Genomic DNA, 17,180 nt, shown 5'->3' on the forward strand with positions numbered 1-17,180 from the left:
ATCGCGTATGTCTGTTGTAAAGTCTTGTATCAAGATATGTCTGTTAAGCGTGTTAAGTTGCACGAGTATTCTCGGCCATGCGGCCACAGGCGACACCCCACCAGAGCGCCCATTGTCCCCTCTGCTCCAGTTAAGCCAAACCAGATTACAAGCGTCACAGCTCAATAGCACAGCGCTTAATGATGAGCGCGCACTTGAATTAAGTGCATCTTCTTGGCTAAGCGGCCTACCTAGCATCAGCTTGAGCCATTTGGGCAGCCTAGATAATGGTAACAGTTACGAGCAAGAAGTGTCGCTCAACTTACCCCTTAAATCACCGGGCCAACACGGAAGTGATAAACGCTTAACGCAGCTGAGCCAAGCGATTCAGAGCCAGCAATCAGCCTTACAAAGTTTGTACCTATCGGGATTACTCAGGCAAAGCCTGTGGGCGCATCGCATTGCCTCTGTAAAGTTTAAGCAGTTAGCGCGAAAAACAAACTTACTGCAAAAGTTACACGCCCAGCAAAAACTGCTTACCGATGTGGGCGAGTTACCGCTGGCGAATCTGCTACTGCTTGAGCGCGAGCTGGTTGATATTGAGCTTGAGCAAATTGATATTCAGCAGCAACAAGATGAAGCCCATGCCCTCTATCGCCAACTGACAGGACAAAATGAGGTTCCCACCCAGATAGCCGAAAGCCAGCACCCACTAGCCAATGGCAATTCAGATTTAGCCCAGCATCCTCTATGGCAACTGCAAACGTTACAACAGCAGCAACAGCTGTTGATCATCAAAAGCCAGCAAGCGGGTGAACAAGACCCTTGGACTGTGTCGCTTACGGCAAAAAACACGTCTGACGATCAAGTCGATGACCAGCAATTGGGGTTAGGTATTACAGTGCCACTGGGCTTTAGTTCGGCGCTGTCACAAGGTGAGCTATCACAATGGCAGCAAGCACACACAGAGCAAAATCTGGCTCGCGATCGCACCTACCTAGAGTTAACGACCCAAATCAACAAGCTCACCCAGCAGCAAGGTAATTTACAACAGCAACACGCCCTTTTAAGCCGTGGCTTGTCATTAAGCCGCACCATTACCGAAGAGCTCGCTAAAGTAAAAGACCAAGATCAGGTGAGCTACGAGATCTGGCTGCGCCGTTATGTGGACGCTCTCGATACTGAGTCACGCTTAACGCTCAACCAAGTGATGCAACAACAACTTCATTCTCAGCAACTGCAAGCCTTAGGAATTTCATTATGATCGCCAAGTATGGCGCAAGCCTGTTATGTTTATCTGCCTGCCTATCCACCAGCTTGGTACAAGCCGAATCGTTAGCCCTAGCGGCTTTAGGCAACTTAGAACTGAGCTATACCCAACCGCAAAAGGTCGCGAGCTATGAAGGTAGCCCACTACCGGCACAAGTTGACCGTTTACCGGGTAACGATTACTGGGTGAGCACCCCTGAAAATATCCAGCAGGTCACTTTCTTGGTCGGTCAGGGACAGATTGTCACCAAAGGACAAGAGATTGTCAGGTTAACAGGGCCAGAAGTGTTTCATTATCTTGCACAATTTGAGGCCACCAGCAGTCTGTATCAGTTGGCTAAGCAGCGCTATGACCGTAATAAGCCGCTATTAAAAAATGGCAGTATCAGCGCCGAAAAGTGGCGTGAGATCAGCCAAGATTACTTTAGCAGCCACCTCGAATTTGAGCATATGCAGCACTTTATGGAGATGGTGCACAGTAAAGATGCCACTACCGAGTCGTTAGTGATCAGCGCCCCCGTGGCCGGTATCGTTAAACTAAACACGCTCAACAGTCCCTATATGGCTGACTCACAGCTGTTTTCACTGGTGCCAGCAGACAGCATTCGTGTACAAGTTAATGTACCGATGAGCCAGTCGACGTCACTCTCGGCCATCAATATTAACCAGTGCCATATCGCCATCGATTCGATGTCAGCCATCGCCGACGGTGCATTTGTGGGCGCATGGTCAATGCCGGTACCAAAAGAGTGTAACCTGCTGTTAGGCCAACAAATCACTGTGATACCCGAGTATCAAAAAGCGGTATATTTACTGCCGAAAAACAGCGTATTTAGCTGGCAGCAAGAGACCCAAGTGTTTACTCAAACCGCAGAGACACTCACGGCCATCAATATCGATATATTAGGCTCAACCCCACAGCAATACATAGTCGCCAGCGACCTAGACTTGAGCCAAATCCAAGTGTTATCTCAGTCGGTTGCCGCAGTAAAAGGCATAATGCTCGGCCTAGGAGGCGAATAATATGCTGACCTCTGTGATCCGTTTTTCGCTGACTCAGCGCCTGTTTGTGCTGATTGTGGCGCTGATCTTAATGTTAGCCGGTGCTCGCGCCTGGTTTGCCATTCCGCTCGATGCTTTTCCCGATATCTCGCCGACCCAGGTCAAAATTATCCTCAAAGCGCCAGGCATGACGCCTGAGGAGATAGAAGCGCAGATCACAGTGCCCATTGAAACCGAGTTATTGGGTATTCCTAATCAGGCGATCTTACGTTCGACCACCAAATATGCCATCAGCGATATCACCCTAGATTTCACCGAAGGTACCGATATCTACTGGGCACGCCAACAGGTGAGCGAGCGCCTTGCCGCGGTATGGGACAGCTTTCCCGAAGGCGTCTCTGGCGGCGTAGCGCCTATGAGCACCCCGCTGAGCGAGATTTTTATGTTCTCGCTAGAAAATCCGAATCTGTCGCTGATGGAACGCCGACAACTGCTTGAGTGGGAAGTGCGTCCGCTACTGCGCACTGTGGCAGGCGTGGCCGATGTGAATATTCTGGGCGGATATGCTAAAAGCTTTAGCGTCAACCCCAATCCTGCGGCGATGGCAGCAGCTGGAGTCAGCTTTGCTGCCCTGCAGCAGGCGATTATCGATAACAACCATAATGAAGGTGCGGGTAAGCTTACCATAGGCACAGACACCATTATTGTGCGTGCCGAAGGGCGTATCGACGATATCGACGAGCTGGCACAACTGGTGATTAAGGCCGACGATGCCAAGGTTTATCGCCTACAGGATTTAGCCGATATTCAGATAGGTCACCTTGCCCGCTATGGCGCAGTGACCAAAGATGGTGAAGAAACGGCAGAAGCGCTGATCATCGCGCTAAAAGACACTAACACCGCCGACGTAGTCAACAATATCAAAGCTAAGCTGGAGCAGATCAGTGCCAGTTTGCCCGAAGGGAGCGAGATCAACACCTTCTATGATCGCGCCAACCTGATCAACACCGCTATCGATACCATTTCTAACGCACTGTTCGAGGCGGTCATTTTAGTGATTGTGTTGCTGGCGCTATTTTTAGGTAATGTGCGCGCCGCGCTTGTCGTGTCGCTATCTTTGCCACTTGCGGCTTTAATGACCTTCTTGATGATGGACTTTTTCAACCTATCAGCCAACCTAATGAGCTTAGGCGGCTTAGTGATCGCCATCGGTATGTTAGTCGACTCATCTGTGGTGGTGGTCGAAAACATGGTCAACCTTATCGCCACCAAACAGCGTTTACCTCGGCTGCACCTCATCTTTCGTGCCACCAAAGATGTGGCGATCCCAGTGGTGTCAGGAACGGTTATCGTGATGATCGTCTTCTCGCCGCTGCTCACTCTTACGGGGCTTGAAGGTAAACTCTTCACTCCAGTGGCTGTCACCATAGTGTTTGCCATGCTCTCGGCGCTGGTCTTGTCGCTCACAGTGATCCCGGTTATCGCCTCTTACTTAGTTAACGAAAAAGCGGCGCAGGAGCCCAAGGCGATCGAAAAGCTAAAAGCGGCTTATCTTGCCAGCCTTAAGAGCACGATTGCCTACCAAAAGCCCTTTATGATTGTCGCTTTTAGCTTACTCATCATCAGCCTAGGTCTGTTTAGTCTGGTGGGTAAAACCTTTATGCCAACCTTAGATGAGGGTGACATCATCTTACAGTTAGAAAAATCACCGTCGATTTCGCTCGAGGCCTCTATCAATATCGATAAACAGATAGAGCACACCCTGCTAGCCAAGGTGCCCGAGATCAAGCAGATGGTGGCCCGTACTGGTGCCGATGAGATAGGTTTGGACCCTATGGGGCTTAACGAGACCGATGTGTTTTTAGAGCTAGCGCCGCGCAGCGAGTGGCGCTTTGACACCAAAGAGCAACTTATTGATGCTATTCGCAGCGAACTACTCAATTACCCAGGGGTAAACTTTAACTTTACCCAGCCCATTCAGATGCGGGTATCTGAAATGCTGACCGGCAGCATTGGCGATGTGGCAATTAAGGTCTTTGGCAGTGATATCGACACACTTGGCCAGCTAACCGGTCAAATTGAGCAGTTAGTCAGCGCCACCAACGGCAGCATAGATGTCAAAATGTCGATGATTGAGGGCAGCCCCTTTATCAACCTGACCTTAGACAACGAATTGGCCCGAGGCTTCGGCATGAGCACCATGGAGTTTGCGCGCTACCTTAAGAGCCAGCTCGAGGGCGTTATCGTGACCGAAGTGCTGCAAGGTAAAAAACGCACTCCAGTGTTGATGGCCAATAATCAAAGCAGTTTAAGCAGCATTAATGAGTTGCAAAATCAGCTATTGGTGATGCCAGATCATTCGCTTAGACGCCTGACCGATGTGGCGACACTAAGTTACAAAGAGGGGCCCATTTTAATTGAACGCGAGCAAGGCGATCGCTTTTCGGTGATCACCACCAATGTACAAGGTCGCGATATTGTGAGCTTTGTCGAAGAACTGGACGCTAAAATCGCCGAACAGGTTAAACTTCCCAGCGGCTACAGCGTCAGCTTTGGTGGTGAGTTTGAAAACCAGCAACGTGCCACCAACAACTTATTACTGATGATCCCCATTGCAATCGCCTTGATCACCTTAATTTTATTTACCACCTTTGGCTCATTGGCAAAATCGGGCTTGATCCTCGCTAACGTGCCGTTTGCCATGATGGGCGGTATTGTCAGCCTGTATCTGTCGGGTGAATACCTGTCGGTACCCGCCTCGGTTGGCTTTATCGCGCTGCTGGGGGTGGCGGTGCTCAACGGGGTCGTGATGGTCAGTTATTATGAGCAAACCAAACACCAATTTAGCAGTCTGTTAGTGCGAGTAGAGCAAGGCGCAGCGCGGCGCTTACGCCCGATCTTGATGACGGCAACGACTGCTATGTTTGGCTTAATGCCATTAGTGTTTGCCTCTGGGCCCGGCGCTGAAATTCAAAAACCCTTAGCCATAGTGGTGATTGGTGGCTTGCTCACCTCGACGATCACCACCTTATACCTATTACCAATCCTCTATTACTGGCTGGAGAAACGTCAATGAGCCCGAAGCAGATGTTAGTGCTGATCGCCCAAAACGAGATAAAAGACGATATCGTTGATACCTTGATTGAACTCGATTTTTTATCCGGTTTTAGTTTGGGCAATATCTGCGGTTTTAGTCGCGAACACAGCCACTTTAATATTAAGGAGCAGGTGGAAGGCTATCGAGAGTTTTGTAAGTTTGAAATTATGCATCCCTGCGAGCAACAAGAAGCGCTATTGGCGGCTATTACCTTGGTATGCAAACACAATCCATGCCGCTACTGGATAATGCCCATAACGCACACGGGCACCCTGTGCTAAACCAAGCTCGCCGCCCACGTCAGCTTAACAAAGCCTGCGTGGGCGGCGAATCCCCAACTCACTAAACACTATGTGTTGCCAGCTTAGCGTTAACAACGCTTAAGGCTTAGCGCTACCTTGCTTGAGCAATAGCTCGGCCTTAGCCCCTAGGTACACATAAATCCCCAACCCCACCAGCAAACCAACCACAGCAAACATCATCCAGATAGCGGGTTGAACATATTTCATCTCACCCAACGATGCCTTAAACATGGTCAGCAAGGCCTCGATAGAAATAGCAATTAAGATGGTGGAGATAAAACGGGTGATGGTGCGCCGCGTCGAGCTATGACGGAAGATATCTTTGTGCATCAACACCTCCTCTTCCAATATAGTTTTGCCCAAATCAAATACCGCCAGCGCCAAGGTGATAAAGATAATAATGCCAAAGGGTTTAATTGAGCCACTGGGTACTCGCCCGTCAGCTAACAGCGAGGCAATGTCCACCGCAGCCATACTGATCAGCACCATCACCATAATAAACAGTCCCAGCACCAGGGCGCAGTAGACACTTTTAAATAAAGGGGTGGCCTTACGACGAGCACTATCGCCCATCATAAATTCGATCAATTGAGTCAGATTCACATCGACCACGATATAACCTTGCTCGCCGTTATCCCCAATTCGGTAGGAAGCCGACAAACATAATTTACCACTGGCATTCGACAAGTAAGGATGGGTGATATTCAGCGTCTGTAGTGGTTGCGCCTTTGAAAAATAAGGCCGATGGCTGCGGTTTAAGTTACGCCCCACGGGAATAGCCTGCACGACTCGATTAACAATGGCGACGTTATCACTGATCTGCACTCCATCGGCATCTAAGATATACAGCAACTCGATGAAGGGGTAGCTGTTGGCCATTTCGGCCATAGCCCGCACCCGCATCCCAGGGTCCGACAGCATCACAGGATCGCTAATCCCCACTAAAATCGACTCCAGCAGCTCTTTCACCAACTGCTCATGTTCATGGTATCGCTCTATTACACTCAAATAGCTCATGGCTGCCATAGGTTGCTCCAATAATGATCACAAGCAAGGCCTTTGCAACTATGACGCCAATGACAAAGCGTCGACCATAACCATATGCGATCGTCAGCGCCAACCCCCAACAGGGGCGCTAGGCAATGGGCGGCCAATCATCAGACCCAACCAATAAGGCAAGCTAATCACGCCGATACTACTCATCGAAACGCACCGACTGAGCTCGTGCGCACCAAAATAGAGCATGGTTAATAGATGCAGCCTCGCTGACCACTAAGAGAAAAATGAACAATTAACGCCGCGCACAGTTCAAAGGTTTTGTCGCTGCGAACTAAGTGGGTCAATGACTTACACTGCAAGCTAATTTTACCTCTTGGACTCGCAGCGCTGGCCAAATAAGCTAGCCAAATTGGGGAAATCAGCTTAGGATCGGGGTAGCTATTGAGGCGATTAATTTTAATGCAATGTGGAGTAAGCCAACATTATGGGTATTAGAGCCATAGTTGTAGATACCGCGGGTACAACAACCGATCTTAACTTTATTAAAGACATCCTTTTCTCTTATTCTGCGAAGGCGCTTCCCGATTTTATTAAAGAAAATCAAAACAATGTGTTAGTTGATAACTGCATTAGCGATGTAAAAGATATCGCCTTAGAACCAGAAGCATCTCTGGATCGTGTCGTCGAAATTTTACAGCAATGGATAGATGAAGACCGTAAAGCAACGCCACTAAAAACCCTGCAAGGCTTAATCTGGAAACAGGGTTACGATAAAGGCGAGTTTAAGGGCCATATATTCCCTGACTTTATCGACGCCATTAAGCAATTTAAAGCCGAAAACCTGCGCGTTTACAGCTTCTCCTCTGCCTCGGTAGATGCACAGAAATTGCTTTTTAGTCATAGTGATGGCGGCGATCTGACCGAATATTTCAATGGCCATTTCGACACTCGTACAGGCCATAAGCTCTTTAAGCAGGCCTATAGCAATATCATCAACACCATCAGCTTAAAACCCAAGCAAGTGCTGTTTATCTCTGACTTGTTAGAGGAGTTAAAAGCCGCCGAACAAGCGGGGCTTCGCACGGTACAGATGGTACGCGACACCACCCAGCGCACTGGTGAGTACCCACAAATCACCAGCTTTGCCGAGCTAAAACTGCAAGACTAAACAGTGATTTTACCCAGCAAAAGGCATCGTTAACGATGCCTTTTTTGATCCACTCACTCCCCCTTGTTGCTGACTAAACATGCTGTTATGCTCAATTAAACAAGCGTTTTAATTTGAGTCCCAATAACAGCAACAGGAAGTAAGCCAAGTGGAACAATTTATCAAACAGTACCCCATTCGCAGTCAAATCAATGTCGCCTGGGGAGAGATGGATGCCCTACAACACGTTAATAATGTCGTTTATTTCCGTTATTTCGAAACCGCTCGAATTAACTTCTTTAATCGCTTTTTTCCGCTCGATGAGATGTATAAATCGGGGGTTGGACCTGTGATCAGCGACAATAGCGCACGCTATAAGCGGCCGGTGACCTTTCCCGACACCTTGCATGTTGGTGTGAGCATTAGCGATATACAAAGCGATAGATTTACCATGCATTACCATATTTACAGCGAGCAACAACAAGCGATTACGACTACGGGATCTTCAGTCGCTGTGATGTTTAATTTTCATAGTCAAACTAAAGCCGAGCTAACCCCTGAGTTACTTGCCGTGTTGCGTGAGCACCAACAAGACGCATAACACAATCACAGGCGCCTCGGTCGCAGCGTTAGTTTCATTTTAACAAACTAAAGCCGAGCTCAAGTTAAGCGAGCCCCTGAGTTACTTGCTGTATTGCATGAACATCAACAAGCCGCATAACACAACCACAGGCGCCTCGGTCGCAGCGTTAGTTTCATTTTCACAAACTAAAGCCGAGCTCAAGTTAAGCGAGCCCCAGAGTTACTTGCCGTGTTGCGTGAGCACCAACAAGCCGCATAACACAACCACAGGCGCCTCGGTCGCAGCGTTAGTTTCATTTTCACAAACTAAAGCCGAGCTCAAGTTAAGCAAGCCCCTGAGTTACTTGCTGTATTGCATGAACATCAACAAGCCGCATAACACAACCACAGGCGCCTCGGTCGCAGCGTTAGTTTCATTTTCACAAACTAAAGCCGAGCTCAAGTTAAGCAAGCCCCTGAGTTACTTGCTGTATTGCATGAACATCAACAAGACACATAACACAACCACAGGCGCCTCGGTCGCGATGTTGATTAGGCGCCCCGCGTGTAAATGAGCCGTTTATGTTCATCCAATTTAATCAGTAATTCATGTATTGAGGCTAACAATATGGGCTAATACAAGGTGAAAATAGCGATAATAAGTTAGGTTAATGTCAAAACATTGCCCACACAATACTGGCCCATTTTAGCTATCAAGCATGACCAGATAATCGATATGCGGGGTTTATAACGGCTCGTTAAACAGCAATATCAAGCCACCACCACTTAAGCCACTGTTAATATTAAGTGTGATGCCTAAACCGATATTATCGACCCAAGCCGCCAGTGACGGGGTTTCGATTATCCAGCCAGCCCCCAGCTCATAGTAATAACGCGTGCCCATTGGGTCGACCACATCACCACTTAAGTCAACCCGCTTAGCCTGCAATACCAGTTCATTACGACGCGCCCATACATTGGGTAGCCCATAATGGAACACCAGTGTATTGCTAAAACGACTCACCTCGGGCGACACTGACTGCGCGCCATTATCGGTCAATACTGTGCGGCCATAAGCATAACGAAACGCGCTGATAAACTCCCATTTGTGGCCAAATAAGTCACTGGTGTACGTCAATTCAACATTGGGGTCGACCATCACCGCGCCATAACGGGTATTCACTATCACGCCATCCAACTGCGGCCGCTGAGCGGCCAAGATAGGGTCGCGATATTCTAAGTTATTTTCTAGCCACAACAGCTGCCCACCCACACCAAAAACCGCCTGCCAGCGAGGAGTGAGTCGATATTGCCAGCGGTACTCGGCCGCTAACAGATAGCTGGTATCTTCTAATGGGCTGACCAACGACTGATCATCAACACCCAAAATATCTTCTGTGGCGTTAACATAGGAGAGTCGCACCGCACTCGATACCTGCCAGTCGCGATTAAACTCACTGGGCTTGCTTTCCCAGGGCAGAGAATAGTTGCGCAACTGACTGCGCCGGCGCAGAGAATCGGCATCACCGGCATTAATATCGCCAATCCCCCCTAAATCGATAAATGCATTAGGATCGAAGTCGACAATACCTAAGGTGATCAAATTCGCATCGGTGAGCACAATTGCGCTAGTGACATCGCCTTTGACCTTGGTTTCGACAGCCTGTCGCAATGCATCCTCAACCGCCGATACAGGGAGACTCCATCCGATCAAAACCAAACCGAGCGCCGATAAATAACGCAACATAATGCCCCCAGTTAACCATCGATGAATCAATTGCACCTCGCTAACTCTAACGCCATATAACTTTCTATTGATGAGATATTGCTCTCAGGCTCATACTTAATGAACCTGCACCATGGTAAGAGATAGCATAACCTTAGATAAAGTAGCCGCTGTGCAGTGATGACATCTCAAACTTGTCCTTGATGTTATTAACAAGGCGAACTCACACACAAATAAACAGTGTATTTTACTTTTAATACAAAATGTTAAGTATTGATGGCAGCTATTTGAGATACCTTGGTTATCCTGAGTTCAGATTACATAGCCCGATCGCTAAATACAACCAAGGCTCCCATGAAAAGGGATCGCCCAGATTGATAAGCACAACACAGGCATCACAGCACTAAACGTGCTAACGTCAGCAGAGCCAAGATATCAAGGGAATACACATGAGCCAGTCAACCATTTTACATCAGGCCGACAAACAGAGATTTGTGATTTTAATCGATGACCAGCAAGCACTGCTTGAATACCAGATTGAGGACGATCATATCGATTTTAATCGCACTTACGTACCCGATGCATTGAGAGGGCGAGGACTAGCCGAACGTTTAGTGCGCCATGGGCTAAAGTGGGCCAAGGCACAACCACTCACCATCAGTGCCAGTTGCTGGTATGTACAAAAATTCTTGCGCTAACCTACTGATAATAAATCGCCGTCGTGACCGCATAACCCCAGCGCACTCCTTGCTCGCGACGGTCAAGTTAAATCGCTTAATCTCCGGTGCGCAGCGCTAAGGCCTGCTTGACCATATTGGGGATCGGCACGCTCTGATTTGCGCCATAATCATAATGTACTAAGGTGGTTTGCGCCTCTGCGGTCTTTTTCTCCGCCTGCCAACATTGCTGCGTCACCTCAAAACTACTGTTACCAATACGGCTCACCCACGTTTTGACCTCAACAGGCTGACCAAAGAAGGTGGGCGAGGTATAGGCAATGGTGAATCCCGCCACAATCAAGTTCCACTCATCAAGATTCAGGCTAGGATTAAACAAGCTAAAAATAGGCTCACGCCCCACCTCAAACCAAATGGGGATCACGGTATTGTTGATATGCCCCAAGCCATCGGTTTCATTGAAACGTGGGTTAAGGGTTGCGCTAAAAAATGTCTCAGCCACTGAAGTATCCTTGTAAAGGTACGCTTATTATTGTGCTGCTGACGTTAACTGAGAAGATTGAACGATGCAATATGAACTTTAGGCTTGAGGGCTTGAGGGCTTGAGGGCTTGAGGGCTTGAGTGCTTGAGTGCTTGAGTAAGATTATCACCTCAACCTTGCATCAAGCCCTCTTTCGCACAAAGTCTTTAGCTATTTACCGTACATGGCATTAATTTCGGTAGAGTATTTATGATAAATCATCTTACGGCGTAGTTTCATGGTGGGGGTAATAAGCCCTGCTTCCATAGAAAATGCCTCGGGTAACAGAGTAAACTTTTTGATCTGCTCAAACCCTGCCAACTCAACCTGCAAATGCCTTAAGCGTTGTTCAAAATGCTCAATTACATGACTATGACGCAACAGTTCAATAGGTGACTCATAATGCAATCCTTTGTCTTTGGCCCAAGCTTCGAGCGAGGCAAATGCCGGCACGATTAAGGCGGTCACATAGTTTTTAGCATCGGCAATAATGGCCACCTGTTCGATATAAGGACAACAGCCCACCTTACCTTCGACACGTTGCGGCGCAATATATTTACCATTTGAGGTTTTCATCAACTCTTTAATGCGATCGGTAATAAACAGATTACCTTGCTCGTCGATATAACCTGCGTCTCCGGTTTTTAACCAACCATCTTCAAAGCTGGCTTCAGTCTCTTGCGGGCGGTTGTAATAGCCACGCATCACAGTATCACCGCGAACTAAGATCTCATCATCTTTACCTAACTTGATCTCCACTTCAGGCAGCACCTTACCGTTGGAGCCCGCTAAGCGGTTGGCTAAGGTATTACAGGTAACGGTTGCCGTGGTTTCTGTCATGCCATAGCCACATAAAACAGGAATATCAATAGCATGGAAAAAGCTCGCCACCGTTTTGTCGAGTGCCGCGCCACCACAAGGCATAAACTTTAAGCGCCCACCCAGTACTTGCTGCAACTTGCTAAACACTAATTTGTGCGCCAGTTTATGCTGTAAACCTAACCACACCGTGCCTTTAGCGCGCCCTTGGCTGACTTCAAACTGACGCTCACCGACTGACATCGCCCACGCAAACAGTTTTTGCCTTGCCGCTGGCGCCTTCGCCACTTTATCTTGCACTGCGCTATAGACTTTTTCGAGGAAACGCGGCACCACACACAGGGTATGGGGCTTCACATCGGCAATGGCTTCTTTGACCATCATAGGGTTTTGCAGGTAAACGTTGTGACCGCCACGGCATAGCACGTAAAAGCTCCAGCCACGTTCAAATACATGACTTAATGGTAAAAATGCCAGCGACACATCCCCAGGAGTAAAAGGTAAGATGGCGTCATGTTGGCGGATAACCGAGGCGATATTTCGATAATCAAGCATCACCCCTTTAGGGTCGCCCGTGGTGCCAGAGGTATAGATAAGGGTTAATAGATCATCAAGAGAGGTCTGGCTCAGTCGCTGCAACAACTCGACTTCAATCGCGGGATCCACCACCGGATTGAGCAAGCTATCGAAATGATAGTGCGCTTGGTCAATCAGGGTCACATCTGAATCAAATACCACAATATGGGTCAGCGTGGCGCAGCGCTTGGTGAGCTCGCAAGCCATCAGGTATTGCGCCGCATCACCCACAAAAATCAGCTTTGCCTGCGCATCATCTATGATGTAAGCCGCCTGATCTATGGTGCTAGTGGGATATATAGGCACCACAACCGTTTTGGCTTTTAAGGCTCCCACATCGGCGCAAGTCCATTGTGGAGAATTTTGTGACAGGATAACGACTCTATCTTGTAGCGCTAAATCGAAACGGATCAGCGCCTTAGCTATAGCATCACTAATATTATCAAATGCAGACCAGCTGATCTGATGCCAAGGTGCTGCACTACCATAGCCCTCGAGCGCAATGGCATCGCCCCGTTTAAGGCTCTGCTCCTGGATCAGGCGTATTGGATGATATTGCTCGAGTGACATAAGTTTTATAACCTTTTTAGCGTACAGGTGTACCTCTTTTAGCGCATTTTACTTTAACCTTGCCTAAAAAATAAGAGCTTTTGCTCCAACACTGTTAATTGGCGCACAAAACGGTAGCAAATGACACATGACTCACCCACTGTGATTATATTATTTTTATTTTATTACAGTGAATTAGGTGTAAAAACCAGACTCATCAGACCTCTTATAGATAACATAATTTAATTGAGCTTCATTCCATAGGCTGGCTGCTATAACGAATCAGTCTGTTGACACAATGTCGTTCTCGCATTAGCCTTTCAGCAGCTTATTAACCTATTGATAAAAAACTGAATTAACATTGTCGCAATATGCGCATTCAAGGGATGAATATCATGCCACAAGCCAACATTATGCACACGGCAAGCGATAAGGAACGTCAGACTCAGTTAGCACTGTGGCTGTTACTGCCGCTGGCTGCCATGCTATTTTCTCTTACCAGCCATGCCGAGACAGAGGCCGCGCCCACCAACGACACTTGTTATGTCGACGGTCTGCCAGATAGGCTGCGCTGCGGCTTTGTCACAGTGCCTGAAAATTACGCTCACCCCGAAGGTCGGCAGCTCAACATCCATTACGCGGTACTGCCAGCAATAAAACCGAGCTTTACTAACGAAGCCTTGCTCGCCATTGCCGGCGGCCCAGGGCAATCGGCAATTGAAAACGCGCCGACGTTCGATCGCATGTTAAGTAAAGTCCGCCAGCAGCGCGATATTCTGCTGATAGACCAAAGAGGTACAGGGCAGTCCAACCTATTACAATGCGAGGGCGAAGGCTTTGAAGGGGCGTTATCACTCAACGAGGATGATTTAGATATTGCGAGCGAAACTCAAAAGTGCCTCGACGGACTCGATGCCGATGTCAGCCAATATGGCAGTGAAATAGCGTTAAAAGATTTCGAAGCAGTTCGAGCCCACTTAGGTTACGACAAACTCCATGTCTATGGCATTTCATACGGTACGCGTATGGCGCAACTGTACATGCGTCATTACCCGCAAGTCTTGGCCACGGTGACATTAGACGGCGTAGTGCCGATGCAGCAAAGTGTGTTGCATATTGGTGATGCGATAGACAGAGCCATCGGCTTACTGCTCGATGACTGCAGCAGTAATGCCTTATGCCATGGGCAGTTTGCCGACCTTGAACAAGACTTGCAGCAGGTGAATACGCGCCTCGCCCAAGCCCCAGTGAGTAGCCAAGTTCGCGACCCGTTAACCAACGAGCCGCTCACGCTTGTGATGACCCGCGCTAAGTTTATGGGGGCGCTGCGTATGGCCATGTACACCCCTAATATCAGAGCGCTACTGCCCCACGCGATTCATCAAGCCGCGCAAGATAACTTCCAAGCGATTATGGGCTTATATTCCCTAACGATAGACAGCACAGGCATTGCCGCTGGTATGCACTCATCTGTGGTATGTGGTGAAGATTGGCAGCGCTTTAACCAAATCGAGCGCCAGCAAGCCGAGCAGAGCTACTTCACCCGCGAAATGGTTAATGCATTTGATCTTTCCTGCCCAATTTGGAATGTACCCGCCGTTGACGCCGAGTTTTCAGACCCGATTGCCAGTAATATTCCCACCTTGGTGTTATCGGGACAGTTAGATCCCGCGACGCCTCCGAGCTGGGGCGAGATGGCGATGGCGCAACTGAGCAATGCCAAGCATTTTATCGCCCCCTATGCCACCCACGGAGTAGCCTACCAATCCTGTGGCAACGATCTCATCGCCCAGCTTGTCAGCAGCAACAGCCTTGATGACATATCCGATGAATGCCTAAGCAAAGATGTTAGCCGTAATTTTTATCTCAACGCGAATACTGTCGAAGCGCTCCCTGCAGCCAAACAAGCCCGTTCATCGACATCCCATACTAAGGCACAAGGAGTGCGTCATGATTAAAGTAGCTAATCTTTCTAAGTGTATTGGTGACGTGCAGGCACTTAACGACTTGAGTTTCGAAGCACTCGATGGCCAGATAACCGGACTACTCGGCCCCAACGGTGCAGGTAAAACCACCTGTTTGCGCACAGTATTTGGTTTACTCAAACCCGATAACGGCACCGCCGAAATTGACGGTATCGATGTGGCTAAGTTTCCGGTCAAAGCCAAGCAGCAACTGGGGTTATTTCCCGATCCCTTTGGCCTGTATGAACGCCTTACCCCCAGAGAATACGTGAGCTATTTTGCCGAGCTCAACGGGTTACCGCGTGCACAGGCCAAAGCAGCGGCGGCAAGCGTGCTCAACAAATTACATATGGATGATATTGCCGACCGCAAATGCAAAGGCTTTTCTCAGGGACAACGAATGAAAACCGCCCTAGCCCAGGCCATAGTGCACGAACCTACCAACATCATTCTCGATGAGCCTACCCGAGGCCTAGATGTGATGAGCACGCGAGTACTGCGCGATCTGCTAAAAGACCTTAAAGCGGCCGGCCACTGCGTGTTGTTTTCTAGCCATGTGATGCAAGAGGTTGCCGCTCTGTGCGATAGGGTGATAGTGATGGCACAAGGCAAGGTGGTTGCCATCGGCAGCCCAGAGCAGTTATGCCAACAAACAGGCAAGGCCTCATTAGAAGATGCCTTTATCGCATTAATCGGCACCGATGAGGGGATTGCAGCATGATCAGCACCATTATAGCCATGGTTCGAAAAGAGCTGATCGATGCCGCCCGCGATAAACGCTCGGTCATGGCCGGCCTCTATTATGCTATCGGCGCGCCGCTGATGATGTGCGGCATGTTTATGCTGCTGATAGGCCAAATAACCAGCCCCGAAGCACTTAATATTACCATCACCCATGGCGAACGCGCCCCCGATCTGGTTAAGTTTCTTGCCAGTAACGATATTAGCCAAGGCGATAAAGCCGAGCGCAAAGAGATAGAGCTGATAATTAGCCAAGATTATGCCAGCAATATGGCCAAAAGCCGCACGGCCGAATTAACCCTTATTGCCGATAATTCCAACGAAAAGTTGCAATCCTCTATTCGGCGCATTGAAAAAAGCTTGCAAGAATACAGCGCCGAAATGGGTAGCCTACGCCTAATAGCCAGGGGGATTGACCCTAAAGTGGTGCAGCCGATAAAAGTGACGGTAGAAGATCAAGCCACCAGCGATTCTAAAGGCGGCATGATCTTAGGTATTGCGATATTTATGATGGTGTATGCGGTATTTATCTCGGGCATGAACCTAGCCATCGACACCAGCGCTGGAGAGCGCGAACGCAACTCGCTGGCGTTGCTGCTGAGCCATCCGGTATCAACGCGTGATATAGTGCTCGCCAAGGTCGCCGCGGTCACCATATTTGCCATGCTGGGATTAGTGTTGACCTTACTCATCTCAAAAATTGCCTACGGCTTTGTACCTTGGCAAGAGCTGGGCTTTAGCGTCAATATCACCCCTGATTTTATTGGGTTAATGCTGGTTATCGGCCTGCCGATCGCGCTCATGGCCGCTTCATTGCAGTTATTTGTGTCATTTATGGCAAAGTCATTTAAAGAGGCGCAGTCTTACCTGACGATAGTGCTCATCGTGCCCATGATGCTGTCGATGGCAGCCAGTTACAACATAGCGCCAGACACCCTACAGTGGCTACCCGTGTCCGGGCAGATGCAGGCACTTATCGCCTTTATTAAAGGCAAAGAGATACCGCTAATGCAGCTGCTACTGTCGAGTGCTACAACCTTAGCCATCACCTTTGCCCTAATGCTGGGCATGGAGCGCTCCCTCAAGAGTGAAAAGATTGTCTTTGGCTTGTAACGCCAAAAGGCGCTGAATGCATAGGCTGTAAAGCGCTGGTCAAAGGTGCTTTACTGTTTAACACCGCGCTGAGTATTTGCCATTAAAAAGAGCGCCTAATATGCGCTCTTTTTACATCAGTAAAAGGTCGACTGATAT

Annotated in this window: 15 protein-coding genes; 11 read left to right on the forward strand and 4 right to left on the reverse strand. The window is 48.7% G+C overall.

Going from position 1 to position 17,180, the window contains the following annotated elements; genetic code table 11:
- Positions 1-7 precede the first annotated feature (7 nt).
- The 4 genes from AC0VXX_RS17675 to AC0VXX_RS17690 are packed head-to-tail and all read left to right on the forward strand — an operon-like array spanning position 8 to position 5,628.
- Complete coding sequence (locus tag AC0VXX_RS17675) at positions 8-1,243, forward strand: metal transporter (protein WP_475515343.1); 1,236 nt, start codon at positions 8-10, stop codon at positions 1,241-1,243.
- A complete protein-coding gene (locus tag AC0VXX_RS17680; protein ID WP_475515344.1) occupies positions 1,240-2,271 on the forward strand; it encodes an efflux RND transporter periplasmic adaptor subunit in 1,032 nt (343 codons plus the stop codon). The genes AC0VXX_RS17675 and AC0VXX_RS17680 overlap by 4 nt, the downstream gene beginning before the upstream one ends.
- Before the next feature lies 1 nt (position 2,272).
- Entirely contained in the window at positions 2,273-5,326 is a 3,054-nt protein-coding gene (locus tag AC0VXX_RS17685) for an efflux RND transporter permease subunit (RefSeq protein WP_475515345.1), read from the forward strand.
- Entirely contained in the window at positions 5,323-5,628 is a 306-nt protein-coding gene (locus AC0VXX_RS17690) for a DUF3240 family protein (protein WP_475515346.1), read from the forward strand. Before AC0VXX_RS17685 ends, AC0VXX_RS17690 begins: the two co-directional genes overlap by 4 nt.
- Positions 5,629-5,727: 99 nt before the next feature.
- Here AC0VXX_RS17690 and AC0VXX_RS17695 read toward each other — a convergent pair whose 3' ends face one another.
- A complete protein-coding gene (locus AC0VXX_RS17695; protein ID WP_110456891.1) occupies positions 5,728-6,675 on the reverse strand; it encodes a PDC sensor domain-containing protein in 948 nt (315 codons plus the stop codon).
- Between the two features lie 457 nt (positions 6,676-7,132).
- Here AC0VXX_RS17695 and mtnC point away from each other — a divergent pair, with 457 nt between their 5' ends.
- From mtnC to AC0VXX_RS17710, 3 genes are all read left to right on the forward strand, one after another.
- Positions 7,133-7,816: an acireductone synthase gene (gene mtnC, locus AC0VXX_RS17700; RefSeq protein WP_475515347.1), complete on the forward strand. Its 684-nt coding sequence runs from the start codon at positions 7,133-7,135 to the stop codon at positions 7,814-7,816.
- A gap of 148 nt (positions 7,817-7,964) precedes the next feature.
- On the forward strand, positions 7,965-8,396 hold the full coding sequence (locus AC0VXX_RS17705; protein ID WP_475515348.1) for an acyl-CoA thioesterase: 432 nt from the start codon (positions 7,965-7,967) through the stop codon (positions 8,394-8,396).
- A gap of 97 nt (positions 8,397-8,493) precedes the next feature.
- A complete protein-coding gene (locus AC0VXX_RS17710; RefSeq protein WP_475515349.1) occupies positions 8,494-8,931 on the forward strand; it encodes a hypothetical protein in 438 nt (145 codons plus the stop codon).
- A 170-nt stretch (positions 8,932-9,101) separates the two neighbouring features.
- On the opposite strand, the gene AC0VXX_RS17715 is transcribed toward AC0VXX_RS17710, so the two are convergent.
- Positions 9,102-10,103 carry a Solitary outer membrane autotransporter beta-barrel domain gene (locus AC0VXX_RS17715; RefSeq protein WP_475515350.1) on the reverse strand — a complete coding sequence of 334 codons (1,002 nt, stop codon included), beginning with the start codon at positions 10,101-10,103 and terminating at the stop codon, positions 9,102-9,104.
- Between the two features lie 428 nt (positions 10,104-10,531).
- Here AC0VXX_RS17715 and AC0VXX_RS17720 point away from each other — a divergent pair, with 428 nt between their 5' ends.
- Complete coding sequence (locus AC0VXX_RS17720; RefSeq protein ID WP_475515351.1) at positions 10,532-10,780, forward strand: GNAT family N-acetyltransferase; 249 nt, start codon at positions 10,532-10,534, stop codon at positions 10,778-10,780.
- A gap of 76 nt (positions 10,781-10,856) precedes the next feature.
- On the opposite strand, the gene AC0VXX_RS17725 is transcribed toward AC0VXX_RS17720, so the two are convergent.
- Together AC0VXX_RS17725 and AC0VXX_RS17730 are read right to left on the reverse strand one after the other, a co-directional pair.
- A complete protein-coding gene (locus AC0VXX_RS17725) occupies positions 10,857-11,261 on the reverse strand; it encodes an acyl-CoA thioesterase (RefSeq protein ID WP_475515352.1) in 405 nt (134 codons plus the stop codon).
- A 190-nt stretch (positions 11,262-11,451) separates the two neighbouring features.
- On the reverse strand, positions 11,452-13,245 hold the full coding sequence (locus AC0VXX_RS17730; RefSeq protein ID WP_475515353.1) for an AMP-dependent synthetase/ligase: 1,794 nt from the start codon (positions 13,243-13,245) through the stop codon (positions 11,452-11,454).
- 374 nt (positions 13,246-13,619) lie between these two features.
- Between AC0VXX_RS17730 and AC0VXX_RS17735 the strand changes: the two genes are divergently transcribed.
- Genes AC0VXX_RS17735 through AC0VXX_RS17745 form a run of 3 tightly spaced genes read left to right on the forward strand, consistent with a single transcriptional unit; the run spans position 13,620 to position 17,042 of the window.
- Positions 13,620-15,182, forward strand: a complete 1,563-nt coding sequence (locus AC0VXX_RS17735) for an alpha/beta hydrolase (protein ID WP_475515355.1) — start codon at positions 13,620-13,622, stop codon at positions 15,180-15,182.
- Entirely contained in the window at positions 15,175-15,909 is a 735-nt protein-coding gene (locus tag AC0VXX_RS17740; protein ID WP_475515356.1) for an ABC transporter ATP-binding protein, read from the forward strand. The genes AC0VXX_RS17735 and AC0VXX_RS17740 overlap by 8 nt, the downstream gene beginning before the upstream one ends.
- Positions 15,909-17,042, forward strand: a complete 1,134-nt coding sequence (locus tag AC0VXX_RS17745; protein WP_475517069.1) for an ABC transporter permease — start codon at positions 15,909-15,911, stop codon at positions 17,040-17,042. Before AC0VXX_RS17740 ends, AC0VXX_RS17745 begins: the two co-directional genes overlap by 1 nt.
- Positions 17,043-17,180: the final 138 nt, after the last annotated feature.

The sequence above is a fragment of the Shewanella sp. QJM3NY_23 genome, from assembly GCF_056173105.1.